An 18,394-nucleotide genomic window follows, 5' to 3' on the forward strand; every position below is an offset into this window, starting at 1 on the left:
CGGTCCCTCCCCACGTGGGGACCGGTGCCGGACGGTGTGGGGATGTCGATCCTTGTCAGGGGACAGGGATCGAGGAGCTGAGGCGGGCGCGGAGGGCTTCGTCGCTGAAGGTGACCGAAAACGTATGGCGTCGTGAAGGATCGCGCCGGCGCCGTGCCGGTGGCCTGCGCGGGGACACCAGGTCGTCGCGGTGGTTGGCCATGATCCTGCCAGCCGGAGATCACGGCGAGGAGGGTCCGGAACCAGCCGGACGGCTTCGCCGCAGGTCAGCCATATAAAGTGAGTTTTCCGGTCCGGATGTCCAGGTGGTCCAGGTAGTCCAGGTAGTGGGGGAAGCAAGGGGGAGGAAGCCTTGAGTCACGACTCAGGCGCGCGTACAGCCTTCGCGGAACGTCTCGCGCTGCTCTACAAGGAAGCGGGCAATCCTCCCCTCAAAAGCGTGTCCGAATCCGTCGTACGACTGCAGCGGGTCGACGAACGCGGGCGGCCCGTGCGGGTGTCCGTACAGCGGATCAGCGACTGGCGGCGGGCGAAGAACGTGCCCGCGCAGTTCGCCGCGCTGGCCGCCGTACTGCAGGTCCTGATACCCGAAGCCCGGCGCCTGCGGCCCACCCCCGTGTCCAAGGGCCTGTACGACATGGCCCAGTGGCAGCGCTTGTGGGAGCGGGCCCTGGCCGACCCGGCCGGCGAGCGCCCGGCGACGGCCGGGTCGGCCACGGCGTCCGAGGAGGAGCAGCGCCCCGCCGTCGAGGGCCCGCCCGTGCCCGGCGGTGTCTGCCCCTACCGGGGCCTCGCCTCGTACCGGCAGCAGGACGCCCGGTGGTTCTTCGGGCGGGAGCGCAGTACGGACGCCCTCGTCGCCCAGCTGCGCTCGGCGGGACGAACGGGCGGGCTGGTCATGCTCGTGGGCGCGTCGGGGGCCGGGAAGTCGTCCCTGTTGAACGCCGGGCTGGTGCCCGCGGTGCGGGAGGGCGCGCTGGGCGAGGCCGTCGACGGGCCGGGCGAGGGCGGCGAGGTGCTCCAACTCGTGCCGGGAGCCGATCCGCTCGGGGAGCTGACCCGTCACATACCCGGGCTCGGGAATGTCGTGTCCGCCGCGTACGAGCCCGGCACCCCGATGTTCGCCGACGCGGTACGGGAGGCGGTCGCGACGTGGGCACACCGCGAGACGCCCTCCCCCGACGGCTCGCCCACCCCGGGCGAAACCCGCACCCCCACCCGCCCCGTCATCATCGTCGACCAGTTCGAGGAGGCCTTCACTCTCTCCTCCGACGAGGCCGACCGCCGTACGTTCATCCAGTTGCTCAGCGCCGCGTGCACGCCCGGCGGCGGCGGTGAACCGGCGCCGGCGCTTGTCGTGCTCGGTGTCCGGGCCGACTTCTACGAGCAGTGCCTCGGCTATCCGGAGCTGGCCGACGCGTTGCAGCACCGGCACATGGTGCTCGGGCCGCTGACCACCGCCGAGCTGAGGGAGGCGGTGACGGGGCCGGCGAAGGCCGTGGGGCTGGAGCTGGAGCCGGGGCTGGCGGAGCTGATCGTGCGGGAGGTGAGCGCGGACGGGCCGCGGGGGGCGCACGACGCCGGCGTGCTGCCGTTGCTGTCGCACGCCCTGCTCGTGACCTGGCAGCGGCGCAAGGCGGGGCGGCTGACGCTGGCCGGGTACCGGGCGGCGGGCGGTATCCAGGGGGCGGTGGCGGCGACCGCCGAGCGGGCGTGGTCGGGGCTTGACCCGGCGGCCCGTACCGCGGCCCGGTTGCTGCTGCTGCGTCTGGTCCGGCTGGGCGAGGACACGCAGGCCACGCGGCGGCGGGGGACGCGCCGTCAGCTGGCGGACGGGGCGGCGGACCCGGACAAGACGGAGGAGTCGCTGGAGGCGCTGGTCCGCGCCCGGCTGCTGACGCTCGACGCGGAGACCGTGGAGATCACCCACGAGGCGCTGCTGCACGCCTGGCCCCGGCTGCGCGGCTGGATCGACGAGGGCCGGGGCGACCATCTGCTGCGCCAGCGGCTGGAGGAGGACGGCCGGGCCTGGGAGGACTCCGAACGCGACGCCTCGCTGCTGTACCGGGGCTCGCGTCTCGAACAGGCCCACAGCTGGGCGAAGTCCGCCGGTGACACCCTGCTGACCCGTAGCGCGGTGGAGTTCCTGGCGGCCTCGGTCAAGCTGCGCAAGCGCACGGTCCGGCTCCGCCGGAGCGCCGTGTCGGCCCTGGTCGTCCTCGCGATCCTGGCCGTCGGCTCGGCGGTGGTGGCATGGCAGCAGCGCAACGACGCGGTGTTCGAGCAGGTGGTCGCCGAGGCCGACCGCGTCCAGTACACGGATCCGTCGCTGTCCGCCCAGCTCGACCTGGTCGCCCACGGTCTGCGCCCGGACGACGAGGGCACGAACAACCGGCTGGTCTCGATCGTCAACGCGCCCCTGGCCACCCCGCTCCTCGGCCACGGCGGCGCCGTCTACCTCACCAGCTTCAGCCCGGACGGGAAGGTCCTGGCCACCGCCAGCTACGACCGGACCGTACGCCTGTGGAACGTCGCCGACCCGTCCCGTCCCAAGGCCCTCGGCAAACCCCTCACCGGCCACACCAGCTGGGTGAGCACCGCCGTCTTCAGCCCCGACGGCCACACCCTCGCCAGCGCCAGCGACGACGGCACGATCCGCTTGTGGGACGTACGCGATCCGGCCGCCCCGAAGCCGATCGGCGAGCCCCTGACCGGCGACAACGGCACGATCTACCTCCTCGCCTTCAGCCCGGACGGCCAGACGCTGGCCTCGGTCGGCGAGGACACGACCGTACGGCTGTGGGACGTGCGCGATCCGGACAAGGCCGGGCCGCTCGGCGCACCGCTCACCGGCCACACCGCACCCGTACGGGCCGTGGCGTTCAGCCCCGACGGGCGGACCATGGCCACCGGTGGCGACGACAACGTGGTCCGGCTGTGGAACACGGCCGACCCGCGGCGTCCGGTGCCGCTCGCCCGGGTGCTGAAGGGGCACACGGCCACCGTGCACTCGCTCGCGTTCAGCCCGGACGGCCGTACGCTCGCGAGCGGCAGTTCGGACAACACCGTACGGCTGTGGGACGTGGCCGATCCGGGGCGGGCGTCCGCGCTCGGGGCGCCGCTGACCGGGCACACCGGGCCCGTGTGGTCGGTGGCGTTCAGTCCGGACGGGAGGATGCTGGCCGCGGCGAGCGCGGACAGTACGGCGAGCCTGTGGAACGTGGCGGACCCGGAGTACGCGTCGCAGGTGGGCGAGCCGCTCGCCGGGGCGAGCGGCGAGATGTTCGCGCTCACGTTCAGCCCGGACGGCCGGACCCTCGCAACCGGGAGCGGGGACGGCAAGGTCCGGCTGTGGGCGGTGCCGACGTCGGACATGGTCGGCCAGAACGGAGCGTTCCGCCCGGACGGGATGGTGCTCGCCACGGCCGGGCGCGACGGCCGGATCCGGCTGTGGAACGTGGCGGAGCCCGGCCGCCCCGTGGCGCTGAGCGCACCGTTCATGGAGGCGGACGACGGCAATCGCGCCCTGGCCTTCTCCCCCGACGGCCGCACCCTCGCCATCGTGGCCAGCAACCGGGCGCTGCACCTGTGGGACGTCAGCGACCCCACCCATCCGGTCCGCCACAGGTCGCCCGTCGCGCTGCGCACCCGGTACACCGACGCGCTGGCCTACAGCCCGGACGGGCGCACGCTGGCCACCGTCTACGACGACCACACCGTCCAGCTGTGGAACGTCGGCGACCCGTCCCGCCCCGTCCCGTTCGACAAGCGGCTCACCGGCCACAAGGGTTACGTCCTTGCCCTCGTCTTCAGCCCTGACGGCCGCACGCTCGCCAGCGGCAGCGCGGACGGCACCGTCCGGCTGTGGAACGTGAGCGACCCGGCCCGCGCCACCCGCGTCGGCGAACCCCTCCTCGACCACCACGGCTCCGTCAGCGACCTCGCCTACAGCCCGGACGGCGAGACGCTGGCCAGCGCGGGCGACGACGACAAGGTCCGGCTCTGGGACGTCGGCGACCCCGGCGAGGCGACCCTGCTGGGCTCCCCGCTCACCGGCCACACCGAGGCGATCGTGTCGCTGTCCTACAGCGAGGACGGCCGGACCCTGGCCAGCGGCGGCAACGACAACACCGTACGGCTGTGGAACGTCGCCGACCCCGCCGACGCCTCCCCCATCGGCCAGTCCATGAGCCCCAACGCCAGGACCGGCAACTTCCTCTCCTTCAACCCCCGGGGCCACATGCTCGGCGTCTCCAGCGGCGCCGACACCGTACGGCTGTGGAACCTGGACGTGGACGAGGCGGTCCGGCACATCTGCTCGACCACGCGGGGCGTTCTGACAGCGGAGAAATGGCACGAGTACCTGCCGCGGCTGTCGTACGAGCCGCCGTGCGACGAGTGAGGTCGGGCGGGCACCGGGCGCCTCGGCGAGTGATCCCGATCACAACTTCTCATCACAATCGAACAGTCGGCTCCCGTCGCACCAGGGACCTTGTTAGCCTTGGCCATAGCCCGGTCGCTGGTGCATCCCCCGTCGCCAGCGACCGGGCGTTCGCATGCGGCCTAACGACCGCCGCCAGCCACGGTGAGCCAGTGCGCGACCCGGCGGACGGTCGTCTCGTCGAGCCGGTCCACCAGCGCCTCGACGGCCGCCGCGTCGTCCGGTGAGAGGTCGTAGACACCCGCCTTGCCCAGCCCGGCCATGAGCACCTGCTGCCGCCGGTCGGTCATCCGCTCCGCGAGCCTGCCGGTCTCCTCGGCGGAGGCCTCTGCCCGCACGGTGGGCGGCGCGGCCGCGGCCGGCGCCTCGTGCCGCTCCCACCCACCGCCGCCCTTCGGGCCCCACAGCGCGACCACCGGGTCGTCGCCGCGCGCCCGGAGGGTCTGGGTCATCTCCCCCACCGCGTACTGCACGGGGAAGCGGTACGGCGACTCGGCGCCCACCCGCCAGGAGTCCGACGAGGGCTCGTGGAACATCGCGACCCAGCGGGGAGCACCGGGCGGCTGCGGGCTCGGGGAAGGTGTCTGCATGGCGTCCACCCCTTCGGATGAGGATCACGTACGGCGTTGCCGGTGACCATAACTGACGGTCCGTCAGCTATCCAGGGGCGGACCGTCAGCCGTTCCAGGCCTCGTCGTACGGGTCCTGCGGCGCCTTGACGGGCCTGGTGGCGGTGACGTCGAGGAAGGGGATGGCGGTGCCGTTGACCGGGTCCTTGGCCTGCTTCGGGGTGTAGGTGCCGGTCACCTCGATCCAGGTGTCCGGCTGGAGGACGGCGGGGAGGGCGCCGGAGAGGGCGACCTTGACGGGCTGGGCGTCCGCGGCACAGCAGTTGAGAGCCATGCGGACGAGGTACGGGGTGCCGTCGCCGCCGAGGGCGAGGAAGCCGGTGACCTTGAGTTCCCGGTCGGCGAGGGCGCGGCCCTTGTCGTAGACGGCGCGCCCGGCGTAGTCGGCGACGCTGAGGCGGAGGGGGCCGTCGGCGGGGAGCTCGGGGTAACCCCAGGGCTGCTCCTGGAGGGCGGTGCCGGTGCGCATGGCGGTGTAGGAGCCGGCGGCGGGCGGGGCGACCAGGACCAGGGCGAGAAGCGGGAGGACGAGGAGCCAGGAGACCCGGGGTTCGCGGTGGGCGTGCCCCTCGTGCCCCTCGCGCCCCTCGCGCCCCTTGTGCCCCTCGTGCCCGTCGCCGGGCGCCGGCTCGTCGCCCTGCTGCCGGGCTGCCCGGCGGCCGTACCAGACCGTGGCCATCGCGGCCGCTATCAGCACCACACCCGCGCCGATCAGCAGCGGGCGCAGCCCGGCCTTGACGTAACGGAGGTAGAGGTCGGTGAAACCGGCGTGCAGGAGGCCGCCGCCGGTGAGGAAGAGGAGGACGGTCTGGGCCTGGCGGTTCACCGGGCACCTCCGAGGATGCCCCGCCCTCCGGGGCGGGAAGGAATCGGACCCCTGCGGAGCAGGGCAGGGAACGGGGAAGCTGCGCGCTGTGCGGTGCGAGAGCCGAGCGCGTAGAACGTGTTGAGCGAGAACCAAGCCGGCACAAGCACCACCCGACTTTGCTTTATGAACCGGGCAGGTTCCGTCCCGCCTGGTGTTGGGGGAGTAACACCTTTCAGGTCGCTGACCTGCGGGGCTTCCTGAGCCAGGAATCCCTTTGCTTCAGCCGGGGGAGGGTTCAAAGGAGCACCGTCCCGACGAGGGCCGACACCAGGATCGCGAGGGCGAAGGTGACGGGCGCGAAGCGGAGGGCGAAGGCGCGGCCGAAGGTGGCGGTCTGCATGGCGAAGAGTTTCAGGTCGATCATCGGGCCGACGACCAGGAAGGCCAGCCGGGAGGTCAGGGAGAACTGGGTCAGCGAGGCCGCCACGAACGCGTCCGCCTCGGAGCAGATGGAGAGCAGGACGGCCAGGACGGCGAGGGCGAGGATGGCGACGATCCAGTTGTCGGCGGCGGCGTTCAGCCAGCTCGCCGGGACCACCGCCTTGAGCGTGGCCGCGGCCATCGCGCCGACGACGAGGAAGCCGCCCGCGTGCATCACGTCGTGGCGCACCGAGCCCCAGAACGCCGCGCCTTTGCTCTGCCCCTCGTAGGACGGGCGCTCCGGTGGGCGCATCCACGCGCCGCGCCCCAGCCGTTGCCAGAGCCAGCCCATCGCACACGCCACGAGCAGGCTCGCCACGAACCTGGCCAGCACCATCTCGGGGTTCCCCGGGAAGGCCACGGCGGTCGCGGTCAGCACGATCGGGTTGATCGCGGGGGCGGAGAGGAGGAAGGCGAGCGCGGCGGCGGGGGTGACCCCTCGCCTCACCAAGGCGCCCGCCACCGGCACCGACGCGCACTCGCACCCCGGCAGCACCACCCCGGCCATGCCCGCCGCCGGTACCGCGAGCGCGGGCCGCTTCGGCAGCGCGCGGGCGAAGAACGACGCCGGCACGAACACCGCGATCACCGCCGACAGCAGCACCCCGAGCACCAGGAACGGCAGCGCCTGTACGACCACCGCCACGAACACCGTCATCCAGCTCTGCGTCACGGGCGCGGCCAGCACACGGCGGAGGGGGCCCTGCGCTGCGACGGCCAGGACCAGCAGCATCGTCAGCAGGAGGGGCGAGTTGAGGTGCCGGCTGTGGGGTTCGGCGTCCTTGGATTCGGCTTCCTTGGATTCGGCGTCCTTGGATACCGCTTCCTGGGGCTCTGCTTCCTGGGATATGGCCACGGGGGACGGTACCTCCGTACGGGTACGGCAGTGGTGCGGGGGCCGGTTCCTCGACGGCCTCCCCTTTCATACGGCGACGGGGGAGCGACTGCTCAGCGACCGCAGCCCTCCCCCCTTTGCATAATGGGATCCATTTTCATGTAACGTGTCGATGCTTCGATCCGGACCGATGCTTCGACCGAGGAGGACCCCATGGCCGTACCCAAGCGGAAGATGTCCCGCAGCAACACCCGTCACCGCCGCGCCCAGTGGAAGGCGAGCACGCCGCCCCTGGTGCCGTTCACAGTCGACGGCGCCACGTACCTCGTACCGCAGCGGCTGCTGAAGGCGTACGAGCGCGGGCTGATCCAGCCCGAGGGCTGAGACCATGGCCATGGTCCGGGACCGGCTGCCCGTCACAGTCCTCTCCGGCTTCCTCGGGGCCGGCAAGACCACCCTGCTCAACCATGTCCTCGCCAACCGTGAGGGGCTGCGGGTGGCGGTCATCGTCAACGACATGAGCGAGGTCAACATCGACGCCGCCCTGGTGCGCGGCGGCGAGGCGGCGCTGTCGCGCACCGAGGAGCGGCTGGTCGAGATGACCAACGGCTGCATCTGCTGCACCCTGCGCGACGATCTGCTGGAAGAGGTGGACCGGCTGGCACGAGAAGGCCGTTTTGACTACCTGTTGATCGAAAGCTCCGGCATCTCGGAACCCATGCCCGTCGCGGCCACGTTCGCCTTCGCGCGCGACGACGGGGCCACCCTCGGGGACCTCGCCCGGCTCGACACCATGGTGACGGTCGTCGACGCCGTGAACTTCCTGTCCGAGCTTGCGGGCGGCGACGAGCTCGTCGCACGCGGGCTCGACCAGTACGAGGACGACGAGCGCACCGTCAGCGATCTGCTGATGGACCAGGTCGAGTTCGCCGACGTGATCGTGCTGAACAAGCTCGACCTCGTCGACGCGGCCACCGCCGAGCGGCTCGCCGCGACGCTCGCCCGGCTCAACCCCGCCGCGCGGATCGTCCCGGTCAGCCGGGGGCGGGTGCGGGTCGCGGAGGTGCTCGGTACCGGACGGTTCGACCTCGAACGGGCTCAGCAGGCACCGGGGTGGGTGCGGGAGCTCAACGGGGAGCATGTGCCCGAGACCGAGGAGTACGGCATCTCGTCGACGGTCTTCCGGTCCGAACTGCCTTTCCATCCCGGTCGGTTGTGGACCTTTGTGACGGAAGGCCTCGACAGTGGGGAGTTCGGGCAGGTCCTGCGGTCCAAGGGCTTCTTCACCCTGGGCAGCCGGCCGCTGGTCGTCGGGCTCTGGTCGCAGGCGGGGTCCGTCGCGCGCTTCGAGCCGACCGCGGCGCGGGACGGGGAGGCGCCGTACGCGCAGGAACTCGTGTTCATCGGGACGGGGTTGCGGGCGGACGCTCTGCGTTCGGCGTTGGCGGGGTGTCTGGTGGGCGAGGGCGAGATCGTTGTCGAGGGGGATGATCCGTTTCCGGCGTGGGATGTGTGCGGGGTGGGGTGACCGGGGAGTTTCTCGCCCCGCGTCCCTGAAGGGGCGCGGGGCTGTATCGATGTGCGGCTCCGCCGCGTGGGCGCGAGCAACCACACACAAGCCGCACCCGCCAACCAACCTCATCCAGCCGAGCTCTGATGCGGGGGTCGAAGGGGCGCAGCCCCTGGGGGTGGGACTCGGCGGCCCAGCAGTTCCGCCAGGCCTCGTCGGGTGGCGGCCAGGACGACGCGGTCCTCGGCGCCGAGCACGTACGTGGGGGGCAGGTCCCAGATCAGTCCCGGCGCCGTACCTGTGGTGCCTCGCTCGTCCAGGGCCAGCACCCGCCACGCCCCCGCCCGGAACGCCTCCGCGATCGTGCGTCCCTCCAGCCGGGGATGGCCCCGGACCTCCACGGCCGCGAAGAGCAGTACCCGCCGCTCGACCGGGATCGCGCCCAGGATCTGCCGGCCCATCATCGCCCCGGCGAAGGCGGGCGCGGCGAGATGGGTGACGCTGCGGCTCCGGGTGAGGGCGTGCGGGTGCGCGGCGCGGAGGGTGCGGTACACGGCGGTCGCGAAGTCGTCGTCGTAGAGGCGGAGGACGACCCGTAGATCGGGGCGTACGGAACGCGCGTACAGCCCGGCCTCCAGGTTCGTGGTGTCGGCACTGGTGACGGCGAGCAGCGCGTTCGCACGGTGGATCTTGGCGGCCTCCAGCACGCCCTCCTGCGTGACGTCCCCCAGCACCACCGGCACCCGCAGCCGCCGGGCCTCCGCGAGCCCGCGGGCCTCGGGGTCGGCCTCGACGCACACCACGGGGATGTGCAGTTCCCGCAGCCGGGCAAGGACCCGGGTGCCGATCTTGCCGAGGCCGAGGAGGACGACGTGCCCGGACAGCCCGCGCGGCGGCTTCCGCAGGGCCGAACCGCTGCGGAAGGTGCCCAACGCCTCGAGGACCGCGGCCAGCAGGACCGGCAGGAGCAACAATCCCATCAGGCCGGAGAGGAGTTGGAGGATCTTCCGTGAGTCGCTGCCCTCGGTCGCCGGGTCGTTGATCGCGAAGAGGTCGAGGAGCGTCACGTACGTCGCCCGCAGCGGATGTTGCCCGGTGACCACCATCTGGGCGACGGCCAGCCCGAGCACACACGTCACCAGCCCCGCGAGCGACAGGCGCAGTCGGCGCGAGAACAGCGACCCGAAGGAGCCGAAGAATCCGAAGGACCTGAACAACCCCAGCGACCCGGCAGCCGCCCGGCCCTGCGGCAACGCGGGCCCTGTGTAACGCACCGTGTCCAGTACGACGGTGCCGCGCCCGGGGGCCTCGGCCACCTGCCGTTCGTCGGGCAGGAGTTGGGGACCGCGTTCCCCGCTGCTCTCGGAACCGTCGGCCCCGGCGGGGTCGTTGGTGGTCGCCGACAGCAGCGCGAGCGTGCACAGGCCCGGCCCTTGACCGGCCCGGCCCGGTGGCCGTTCCACCGCCCGCAGCATCAGCCCGTCCGCGTGGACGACCTTGGTGGTCCCGACGACGGCGGTGGCGGCCAGCGCGGGCGCGGCGGTGTCCGCGTCGGAGAGAACGGTCGTCGAGGCGCCGAAGCCGTCGACTCCGCCGTCGACCCCGCCGTGGGCGGCGCCGCCCGTGGCCAACGCCGAGGCCTGGTCGAGGAGTTCCTCGATGTGCTGGCCCAATCGGCGGTTGTAGAGCCGGAGGACCAGCCGCAGGCGGGGGTTGAGGCGGCGGGCGGTGAGGGCGGCGCGGATGTTCGTCTCGTCGTCGTCGTACACGAGCGCCAGCGCGGTGGCCCGCTCCACCCCGGCCTCGGCGAGCACGGCCTCGGTGGCTTCGGCCGCCTCCAGGAGAGGTTGTTCGTTGGTCCGGTCGGGGCGTGGGGCGGTTCGGTCGTTGGTCGCTGAATCGCCGTTGCCGGCGGCTCGGTTGACCGCCGCGGACACGCGGTCGAGGAGCGCGACGGCTCGGGCTCGCCCCACCACCGGGCGCGGTGCGATCCGTACAGTGGGCGGTACGACGAGGGTCACCTGCTCCCCGTACACATTGCGCAGTTCGGCGGCGAGCCGATGCGCCAGCCCGTCGTCCCCGCACACGACCATGTGCGCGCCGGAACCGGCCCCGGAATTGGCTGATGTGCGCTGCCGGCCCAGACCTGTCTGGTTGCTCTGGCTGCTCTGGCTGCTCTGCTGCGAAGGGCTCCCCACGAGGCAGAAGACTGCCTCACACTATGACCGGTTCCTGCGTGATCCGGATCACAGTTGGTTGTGTGAGTGCGACGGCGGGTGGAAATCCGTACTCAAGAGGGACGGGGTGACGACCGGTGTCCGGATGCGAGGATGGGGCGCCATGACCGCAGGGTGGTGTTTACGCACGGGGCGGGCCGCGATGTTCGCGGCCGTTTGCGTGCTGCTCGCCTCCCTGGGCCATGTGCTGATGTCGGGCAGCCCGGTCCCCTGGTGGACGATGGCCGCCGGGGTCGCCGCGACCGGTGCCGTGGGCTGGTGCCTGGCTGGTCGTGAACGCGGACTTCCGCTGATCGTCTCCGTCGTGGTCGCCGCACAGACGGCCCTCCACACGGGCTTCTCGCTGGCGCAGCCGTCTTCCACGGCCGTGGGCACCATGGACATGGGCTCCGCCCACGTGAATCACACGGTCTCCATGGATCCGACGGGTCACATGGGTCATGTGGACCACACCGGGTACCTCCTGGACGGCTCGTTCGCGTCCTCGTCCGGCATGCTCGCCGCCCATCTGCTGGCCGCGCTGCTGTGCGGTCTGTGGCTGGCGTACGGGGAGCGGGCCGCCTTCGATCTGCTGCGGGCCGTGGCCGGGTGGCTGGCCGCGCCGCTGCGGCTGCCGCTCGCGCTGCCGCTGCCGCCCGAGCGGCCACGGCCGCGGGTACGCCGCGGTCGTTCCGACCGTTCGCCGCGACGGCTGCTCCTCGTCCATGCGATCACCTCTCGGGGTCCGCCCGCCGGGACCGCTGTCGTCTGACGACAGCCGGTGAAACCGAGGCCGCCACGTCGTGACGGTGCGCGCCTCCGGCTCCGGTCGTACGTACGCCGCCCCACGCCGGGCGCCGCTGCCGTACGGCCGCCTTTCCTCACCGGACCTGCGACGTGTGCCCGCGAGCCGTGTCGGTGGTTCGGATCCCGGATGACCCGAGAAGGACACCAGGTGATCACCCTTACTACGTCGGCGTCCCCGTCTGTGGATACGGCTGCTGCCGCGGCCGCGTCGAGCGATGAGTCCATCACCGCCTGGGCTCTCGCCGCGCGCGGTGGCGATGCCGAGGCCGTCGAACGGTTCGTCGGTGCCCTGCACCGTGACGTCCAGCGGTTCGTCGCCCACCTCTGCGCCGATCCGCAGGTCGTCGATGACCTCGCCCAGGACACGTTTCTGCGGGCGCTCGGCAGCCTGCATCGGTTCGAGGGGCGGTGCTCCGCTCGTACGTGGCTGCTGTCCATCGCGCGGCGGGCGGTCATCGACAGCTTTCGGTACGCGGCGGCTCGGCCTCGGGTGTCCGATGTGGCGGACTGGAGGGTCGCCGTGGAGCGGGCGCAGCCGCGGGGGTTGCCCGGGTTCGACGACGGGATCGCGTTGGCCGATCTGTTGGAGGCGTTGCCCGGTGAGCGGCGGGAGGCGTTTGTTCTTACGCAGGTGGTGGGGTTGTCGTACGAGGACGCGGCGGGGTTGACCGGGTGCCCCATCGGTACGGTGCGGTCTCGTGTGGCTCGGGCTCGGGCGACGTTGGTGGACCTGGTGATGGCCGCGGCCTGAGGCAGCCGGGGGTCTTCCTCGCCCCCGCCGCCCCTACCCCCGCGCCCCTGAAGGAGCGCGGGGCTGTATCGATGTGCGGCTCCGCCGCGTGGGCGCGAGCAACCCAACACAACCCGCGCGTACAAACGCACTCGGGGGTCTGGGGGCGGCAGCCCTCAGGGATGGGACGGGTAGGGGCGGCGGGGGCGAAAAACCTAGTGTCGTGGAGCCAGGTGGCGGGCGGCGAAGTCCAGTTCCAGGCGGAGTTGTTTGATGCGTTCGTCGACGACGAGGGAACCGTGGCCGGCGTCGTAGCGGTAGACCTCGTGGACGGCACCCCGGCCGGCCAGCCGGTCGACGTAGTTGTCGATCTGCCGGATGGGGCAGCGGGGGTCGTTGACCCCGGCGGAGATGTAGACGGGTGACTTGACCGCGTCCACGTACGTCAGCGGCGAGGACGCCTCGAAGCGTTCGGGGACCTCCTCCGGCGTGCCGCCCAGCAGCGTGCGGTCCATCGCCTTGAGCGCCTCCATCTCGTCGTGGTACGCGGTGACATAGTCCGCGACGGGAACGGCGGCGATGCCGAGGGTCCAGGCGTCCGGCTGGGTGCCCAGGCCGAGGAGCGTGAGGTAACCGCCCCAGGAACCGCCCGTGAGGATCAGCCGGTCGGGGTCGGCGAAGCCGGAGCTCACCGCCCACTCCCGTACCGCCTCGATGTCCTCCAGTTCGATGAGGCCGACACGGTGCTTGAGGGCGTCGGTCCAGGCGCGGCCGTAACCGGTCGAGCCCCGGTAGTTGATGCGGATCACGGCGTAACCGTGGTCCAGCCACGCCGCCGGTCCCGCCGCGAACGCGTCGCTGTCGTGCCAGGTCGGGCCCCCGTGGATGTCGAAGACGGTGGGGTAGGGGCCGGACACGCCGACGGGGCGTTGGACGAGTGCGTGCACCCGGCCGCCGGGGCTCTCCACCCAGACGTCCTCCACCGGCACCGAGCCGGGGCACTTCAGGCCCGGCGGGTCCAGCACCACCTTGCCCGTCGTCGAGCGGACGACCGGCGGTTCGGCGGCCGAGGACCACAGGAACTCGACGCTGCCGTCGGGGCGGGCCGTGGCCCCGGAGACCGTGCCTCTCGGGGTTTCCACGCGCTCCAGGCGGCGGGTCGCGAGGTCGTAGCGCCACAGCTCGCTGCGGGCCTCGAAGCTGTGGGCGACGAGGAGGGCGGAACCGTCCGGGTACCACTCGGCGCTCAGGTCACCCTCCAACTGGTCGGCCAGTCCGAGGTCCGTCTCCTCCCCCGTGGACACGTCCCAGACCAAGGGCTCCCAGCGGCCGCCGCGCTGATGGCCGATCAGCAGGCGGGTGTCGCCGTCGACGGGCGCGAAACCCATGACCTCCAGGCCCAGCTCGACCGTGCCGCCCTTGGTGTCGTCGAGCTCGGCGACCGTCGTACCGTCCGGGCGGACCACGCGCAGCGCCGAGTGCATCGCGTCGCCGTGCTCGGTGTGCTCGATCGCGATCAGCGTGCCGTCGTGCGAGAGGTCGCCGACGCCGGCCGACTCCCGGTGCCGGTAGATCTCGAAGGGGGCCACACCCCGCCGGGCCAGATGGATCGTCGAACCGTCCTCGTCCGTCGAGCGGCCGACGATCGCCGTGGCACCGTCACGGCCGATCGCCAGGCCCGCGGGGTACGACGGGTCGAGGCCGGGTGTCGCCTCCTCGTCGGGGCCGCCGTGGAACGGCTGGCGGCGCCACACCCCGAACTCGTCACCGTCCTTGTCGTCGAACCACCAGATCCACTCGCCGTCCGGCGAGAGCACACCGTCCGTCGTACCGTTGGCCCGGTGCGTGACCTGGCGCTGCTCGCCGGTCGTGCGGTCCCACGCGTACAACTCGTATGTGCCCGTGGCGTTGGAGACGAACAGCGAGCGGTGCGGTGCGTCCTCCGCCCAGTCCGGCAGCGACACCCTCGGCGCCCGGAACCTCTTCTCCCAGTCGGGCATGGACCCGCTCTGCTCCTGCGGGGTGGACCCGTTGCTCTCAGTCATGGCCCCATACTGCCCCGACCGTCCGACATCGCGCCGCCGAGGTCCCCAGCCTGTGGAAAACTTCCTGCCGACCGCGTTCGGGCAGCCATCGAACAGCTGCGGGCCGACGCCGGATGTCCAGGTCAGGGCCGATTGTCAGTGGCCGGGTGCAGACTCGCCCCATGACCTCAATGGCTTCAAGGACTTCAAGGACTTCAAGGACTTCCATGACCGAGCTGCGCGGCACCGTCGAGACTTTCTGGGCCACCGCCCAGGCCCGGGACTGGGACGCGTTCGCCGAGACACTGGCCGAGGACGTGGTGTACGAGCTGCCGCAGACGCGTGAGCGAATCCACGGCAGGGAGCGATATGTCCAGTTCAACAGGGAGTATCCGGGCGACTGGCAGGCGCGGGTCGTGCGGATCGTCGCCGAACCCGGGCAGGTCGTCAGCTGGATGCATGTCACGGTGGGGCTGGAGGAGATGCACGCCATCTCGTTCTTCACCGGCGACGAGCAGGGCCGGATAGCCGCCGTCACCGACTTCTGGCCCGAGCCGTACGAGCCTCCGACCGGCCGGGAGCACCTCGTCGAGCGGTACTGAGCAGCCCGCCGCGATGGGCTCGGCGGACCGACCCCGCGGCCGGGCGTCCGGCGTGGGCACCGTACAGTGGAAGGCGTGTACCGGTTTCTGCTGACGCCCCGATGGTGGGGGATCAACGTCTTCGTGCTGCTCGCCATCCCCTTCTGTGTGTTCATGGGGTCGTGGCAGCTGAGCCGGTTCGAGGACCGGATGGCGGACCATCGCGCGGCGACCGAGAAGGTCGACCCGGCGGACCGGGCTCCGGCGCGTCCGCTGGACGAGTTGCTGCCGGTGGACAAGGAGACCTCCGGCGAGCTCGCCACCGTGAGCGGACGGTACGGCGAGCAGCTCCTGGTGCCGAACCGGACGCTCGACGACAGGACCGGCTTCTACGTACTGACGCTGCTGCGCACCGACGGGGGCAAGAGCCTGCCCGTCGTACGGGGCTGGCTGCCCGGCACCGCGGACGCGGACCGCGCTCCGGCCGCACCCACCGGCGAGGTCACCGTGACCGGCGTGCTCCAGGCGTCCGAGACCCCGGGGTCGAACGGCGTGGCCGTACAAGGCGGTCTGCCTGCCGGGCAGACCGGCGCGATCAGCGCGGCGACGCTCGTGAACCTGGTGCCGGACGACCTGTACGACGCCTGGATCACGCTCGACAAGGGCGACTCGGGGATGAAGGCCGTCCCCGCCACCGCCCCGCAGGACACCGGACTCGACCTCAAGGCGTTCCAGAACCTCGGCTACACCGGCGAGTGGTTCGTCTTCGCCGGCTTCGTCGTCTTCATGTGGTTCCGCCTGTTCCGCCGCGAGGTGGAGTTCATCCGGGACGCCGAACTGGGCCTGGTCCCGGACGAGGACGGCGACGGCTCCGCCGAGGGCCGTGCCACCGAGGACCGGTCCCGGGAAGCCGAGCCCGCCCAGTAGAACGGGCCCCGTCAGAACAGGCCCCCGTCACGAAGTCGTCAGCAACCCCGTCCGGTAGACCACGCCCGCGCAGGCGTTGCTCACGGCGGTGCTGAACGTGGCCACGCCGCCCTCCGCAATGTGGGAGACCAGGACGCTGCCGTCGACGACGCCGTCCTCGGTGAGCATCTGGGTGGTCACGGAGTTGCTGCCGTCCGAGGTGGTGGTGGTGCTGCCGGTCCCGTTCTCCGTGGGGGTCGGGTCCGGGGTCGGCTCGCCGCCGCCGCTGGTGCCGCCGGTCGTGTCACCACCGCTGGACGGGCAGGGCTCCGAGGGCACCCAGGCGAACTGCACCTGGTATGAGCTGCCCGGCGCCAGCACCAGCGTGGTGGGGGACAGCGACGGGTCGGGCAGCGAGGCGGCCGCGTCGCCCGCGACATGGTTCACCACGCTGATCTTGGTCGCGTCCGCGGCGCCCTGCGCGGTCGTACTCACGGCGCCCGCGCCGGCGACCGTACAGCTGCTGCCGGAGATGTTGGACACGTGGAAGCTGCCGTAGACGGCGCCGACCGAGTCCGGGGCGCCCACGCTTCCGGTCCCGCCGAGCTGGGCGGCCGTACAGGCCGGCGCGCTCGCTGGGGTCGACGCCGCCTCGGGAGCAGTGCCGGTGGAGCCGTTGCTCTCGCCCTTGTCCTTCTCGTCCTTGTCCTTGCCGTTGCCCTTGCCGGACTCCGTGGAGCCGCCGGAGGAACCGCCCGACGAACCGCTTCCGCCGGTCTGCCCCTTGGACTGGCCCTCGCCGTCCTGGGTCTCCGAGCCGTGACCGGCGACGGAGGGGTTGACTTCTGAGCCGGTGGACTTGGAGACATGGACGAGGGCCGGGACGGCCGTGCCCATCAAGAGCGCGGCGGCCGCCATGCCGACGACGGCCTGACGCTTACGCGCCCGCCGGGCCGGTACCGCTCGCCGCAGATGCTGCAAGGTGCCTTCGCGCGGCTCGATCTCCGCCACGGCCTGGTGCAGCAGATTCCGCAGCACCAGCTCGTCCGAGCCGAACCCAACCGGCCCCCGGCCGTTCGGACTCACGCTGTCCGGGCTCACGCTGTCCGGGCCCAGGTCCATCGAGCGCCGGTCATCCGAACCCGAGACACTCGAACCGGAGCCGCTCGAACCAGAGAGGCTCAAACCAGAGAGGCTCGAACCCGAGCCCCCCGTCCCGGCGACACCATCCGTCCCCGAGCCGGGGTCGTCCGTCCCGGAGCCGGAGTCGTCCGTCCCGGAGGCGTCCGAACGCAGACCGTCCAGACCGTCCGGACCGTCTGTATCGTCCGGACCGCGGCCTTCGAGACCCTGGCCCTTGGTGGGGCCTTGTTCTTCGGGGCCGTGATTCACAATTCCGTTCCCAGCGTGCGATTGCGTTTCTTCGTGCTCGTCGTCCCTGCGCCCCCAGGAGGCCCGCCTCCGGGCGGCGAGCTCATCGTGCCCGTCGTCCCTGGCCGACCCGCTCATGCCGGCGCCTCCATGGCGACGCGCAGGGCCGCGATGCCGCGGGAGCCGTACGCCTTGACCGAGCCCAGCGATATGCCGAGCGTCTCGGCGACCTGGGCCTCGGTCATGTCGGCGAAGTAGCGCAGCACGAGGACCTCGCGCTGACGGCGCTGCAGGCCCTTCATCGCCTTGATGAGGGAGTCGCGCTCCAGCTGGTCGTACGCGCCCTCCTCCGCGCTCGCCATGTCGGGCATCGGCTTCGAGAGGAGCTTCAGACCGAGGATGCGGCGGCGCAGGGCGGAGCGCGAGAGATTCACGACCGTCTGGCGCAGATAGGCGAGCGTCTTCTCGGGGTCACGGACGCGCTTGCGCGCCGAGTGCACGCGGATGAATGCCTCCTGGACGACGTCCTCGCAGGAGGCGGTGTCGTCGAGGAGGAGGGCCGCGAGGCCGAGGAGCGAACGGTAGTGGGCGCGATAGGTCTCGGTGAGATGGTCGACCGTCGTACCGGAAGCCGGCACCGTGGACGTGTCGTCCGCGCCGTCACGCTGACTGGGTATGCGGGTGGGCCGCGCCGCGGGCATCGGCGCGATCACCGGCATGCCGCCGGCCGAACCGGGCATGCGGGGACGGCGGGGTGGACGAAGGGCGGCGCCCCTCGCCTGTACCGCGGTGAAGTCGAGTACCTCTGCCACGCCTGTTGGACCCGCATCCCCCCGTCGGGGTTGTACGCGACAGGCATCACTTTTGCGTCAGACCGCACATTCGTCCGCACACCCGTTTCTACGGCACCCCCCGCACCCGTTGGTACGACCCTCCGAACAACGGACAGCGCGTCGAACGCTCTCATGCGTACCAGCTCTTCCCCTATGCCCCAAGTGTGCGACGCCCAGCCCCGCCGAAGGGCGCCTGTTAAAGACGCTCCCCGTCCGCCGCGCG

At 71.8% G+C, this 18,394-nt stretch carries 14 protein-coding genes; 7 read left to right on the plus strand and 7 right to left on the minus strand.

Annotation, left to right across the window (positions count from 1 at the left end; translation table 11 throughout):
* Window positions 1–352 precede the first annotated feature (352 nt).
* Window positions 353–4,402: an nSTAND1 domain-containing NTPase gene (locus tag CES90_RS19955; RefSeq protein ID WP_189786090.1), complete on the plus strand. Its 4,050-nt coding sequence runs from the start codon at window positions 353–355 to the stop codon at window positions 4,400–4,402.
* Between the two features lie 161 nt (window positions 4,403–4,563).
* Here CES90_RS19955 and CES90_RS19960 read toward each other — a convergent pair whose 3' ends face one another.
* From CES90_RS19960 to CES90_RS19970, 3 genes are all read right to left on the minus strand, one after another.
* Entirely contained in the window at window positions 4,564–5,031 is a 468-nt protein-coding gene (locus CES90_RS19960) for a hypothetical protein (protein ID WP_229914181.1), read from the minus strand.
* Between the two features lie 85 nt (window positions 5,032–5,116).
* Window positions 5,117–5,896, minus strand: a complete 780-nt coding sequence (locus CES90_RS19965) for a TIGR03943 family putative permease subunit (protein ID WP_189786092.1) — start codon at window positions 5,894–5,896, stop codon at window positions 5,117–5,119.
* A gap of 277 nt (window positions 5,897–6,173) precedes the next feature.
* Window positions 6,174–7,100, minus strand: coding sequence for a permease (locus tag CES90_RS19970; protein WP_189786179.1), 927 nt, complete (start codon window positions 7,098–7,100; stop codon window positions 6,174–6,176).
* A gap of 306 nt (window positions 7,101–7,406) precedes the next feature.
* Here CES90_RS19970 and rpmF point away from each other — a divergent pair, with 306 nt between their 5' ends.
* Both rpmF and CES90_RS19980 read left to right on the plus strand, forming a co-directional pair.
* Window positions 7,407–7,577, plus strand: coding sequence for a 50S ribosomal protein L32 (gene rpmF / locus CES90_RS19975; protein ID WP_189786093.1), 171 nt, complete (start codon window positions 7,407–7,409; stop codon window positions 7,575–7,577).
* 10 nt (window positions 7,578–7,587) lie between these two features.
* Entirely contained in the window at window positions 7,588–8,721 is a 1,134-nt protein-coding gene (locus CES90_RS19980) for a GTP-binding protein (RefSeq protein ID WP_189786180.1), read from the plus strand.
* A gap of 110 nt (window positions 8,722–8,831) precedes the next feature.
* Here the strand turns inward: CES90_RS19980 and CES90_RS19985 are convergent, their stop codons facing one another.
* The gene (locus CES90_RS19985; protein ID WP_189786181.1) at window positions 8,832–10,796 is read right to left on the minus strand and encodes an NAD-binding protein; all 1,965 of its coding nucleotides are present in this window, start codon (window positions 10,794–10,796) and stop codon (window positions 8,832–8,834) included.
* A 247-nt stretch (window positions 10,797–11,043) separates the two neighbouring features.
* Between CES90_RS19985 and CES90_RS19990 the strand changes: the two genes are divergently transcribed.
* Window positions 11,044–11,691: a hypothetical protein gene (locus tag CES90_RS19990; protein WP_189786094.1), complete on the plus strand. Its 648-nt coding sequence runs from the start codon at window positions 11,044–11,046 to the stop codon at window positions 11,689–11,691.
* Window positions 11,692–11,853: 162 nt separating this feature from the next.
* Complete coding sequence (locus CES90_RS19995; protein WP_189786095.1) at window positions 11,854–12,477, plus strand: sigma-70 family RNA polymerase sigma factor; 624 nt, start codon at window positions 11,854–11,856, stop codon at window positions 12,475–12,477.
* Window positions 12,478–12,671: 194 nt separating this feature from the next.
* Here CES90_RS19995 and CES90_RS20000 read toward each other — a convergent pair whose 3' ends face one another.
* Complete coding sequence (locus CES90_RS20000; protein ID WP_189786096.1) at window positions 12,672–14,501, minus strand: S9 family peptidase; 1,830 nt, start codon at window positions 14,499–14,501, stop codon at window positions 12,672–12,674.
* A gap of 206 nt (window positions 14,502–14,707) precedes the next feature.
* Between CES90_RS20000 and CES90_RS20005 the strand changes: the two genes are divergently transcribed.
* Window positions 14,708–15,082: a nuclear transport factor 2 family protein gene (locus tag CES90_RS20005; RefSeq protein WP_189786097.1), complete on the plus strand. Its 375-nt coding sequence runs from the start codon at window positions 14,708–14,710 to the stop codon at window positions 15,080–15,082.
* 75 nt (window positions 15,083–15,157) lie between these two features.
* Complete coding sequence (locus CES90_RS20010; RefSeq protein WP_189786098.1) at window positions 15,158–15,988, plus strand: SURF1 family protein; 831 nt, start codon at window positions 15,158–15,160, stop codon at window positions 15,986–15,988.
* 27 nt (window positions 15,989–16,015) lie between these two features.
* Here the strand turns inward: CES90_RS20010 and CES90_RS20015 are convergent, their stop codons facing one another.
* Both CES90_RS20015 and CES90_RS20020 read right to left on the minus strand, forming a co-directional pair.
* Window positions 16,016–17,053: a hypothetical protein gene (locus CES90_RS20015; protein ID WP_229914182.1), complete on the minus strand. Its 1,038-nt coding sequence runs from the start codon at window positions 17,051–17,053 to the stop codon at window positions 16,016–16,018.
* 419 nt (window positions 17,054–17,472) lie between these two features.
* A complete protein-coding gene (locus CES90_RS20020; RefSeq protein ID WP_078853469.1) occupies window positions 17,473–18,078 on the minus strand; it encodes a SigE family RNA polymerase sigma factor in 606 nt (201 codons plus the stop codon).
* Window positions 18,079–18,394 lie beyond the last annotated feature (316 nt).

The organism is Streptomyces capitiformicae (assembly GCF_002214185.1).
Taxonomy (GTDB): domain Bacteria; phylum Actinomycetota; class Actinomycetes; order Streptomycetales; family Streptomycetaceae; genus Streptomyces; species Streptomyces capitiformicae.

Bases quoted from the DNA above. Each gene is read 5' to 3' on its own strand.
- CES90_RS20005 (WP_189786097.1), top strand. From the start codon at position 14,708: ATGACCGAGCTGCGCGGCACCGTCGAGACTTTCTGGGCCACCGCCCAG.
- CES90_RS20020 (WP_078853469.1), bottom strand. From the start codon at position 18,078: ATGCCCGGTTCGGCCGGCGGCATGCCGGTGATCGCGCCGATGCCCGCG.
- CES90_RS19995 (WP_189786095.1), top strand. From the start codon at position 11,854: ATGACCCGAGAAGGACACCAGGTGATCACCCTTACTACGTCGGCGTCC.
- CES90_RS19980 (WP_189786180.1), top strand. From the start codon at position 7,588: ATGGTCCGGGACCGGCTGCCCGTCACAGTCCTCTCCGGCTTCCTCGGG.
- CES90_RS19960 (WP_229914181.1), bottom strand. From the start codon at position 5,031: ATGCAGACACCTTCCCCGAGCCCGCAGCCGCCCGGTGCTCCCCGCTGG.
- rpmF (WP_189786093.1), top strand. From the start codon at position 7,407: ATGGCCGTACCCAAGCGGAAGATGTCCCGCAGCAACACCCGTCACCGC.
- CES90_RS19990 (WP_189786094.1), top strand. From the start codon at position 11,044: ATGACCGCAGGGTGGTGTTTACGCACGGGGCGGGCCGCGATGTTCGCG.
- CES90_RS19985 (WP_189786181.1), bottom strand. From the start codon at position 10,796: ATGGTCGTGTGCGGGGACGACGGGCTGGCGCATCGGCTCGCCGCCGAA.
- CES90_RS20000 (WP_189786096.1), bottom strand. From the start codon at position 14,501: ATGACTGAGAGCAACGGGTCCACCCCGCAGGAGCAGAGCGGGTCCATG.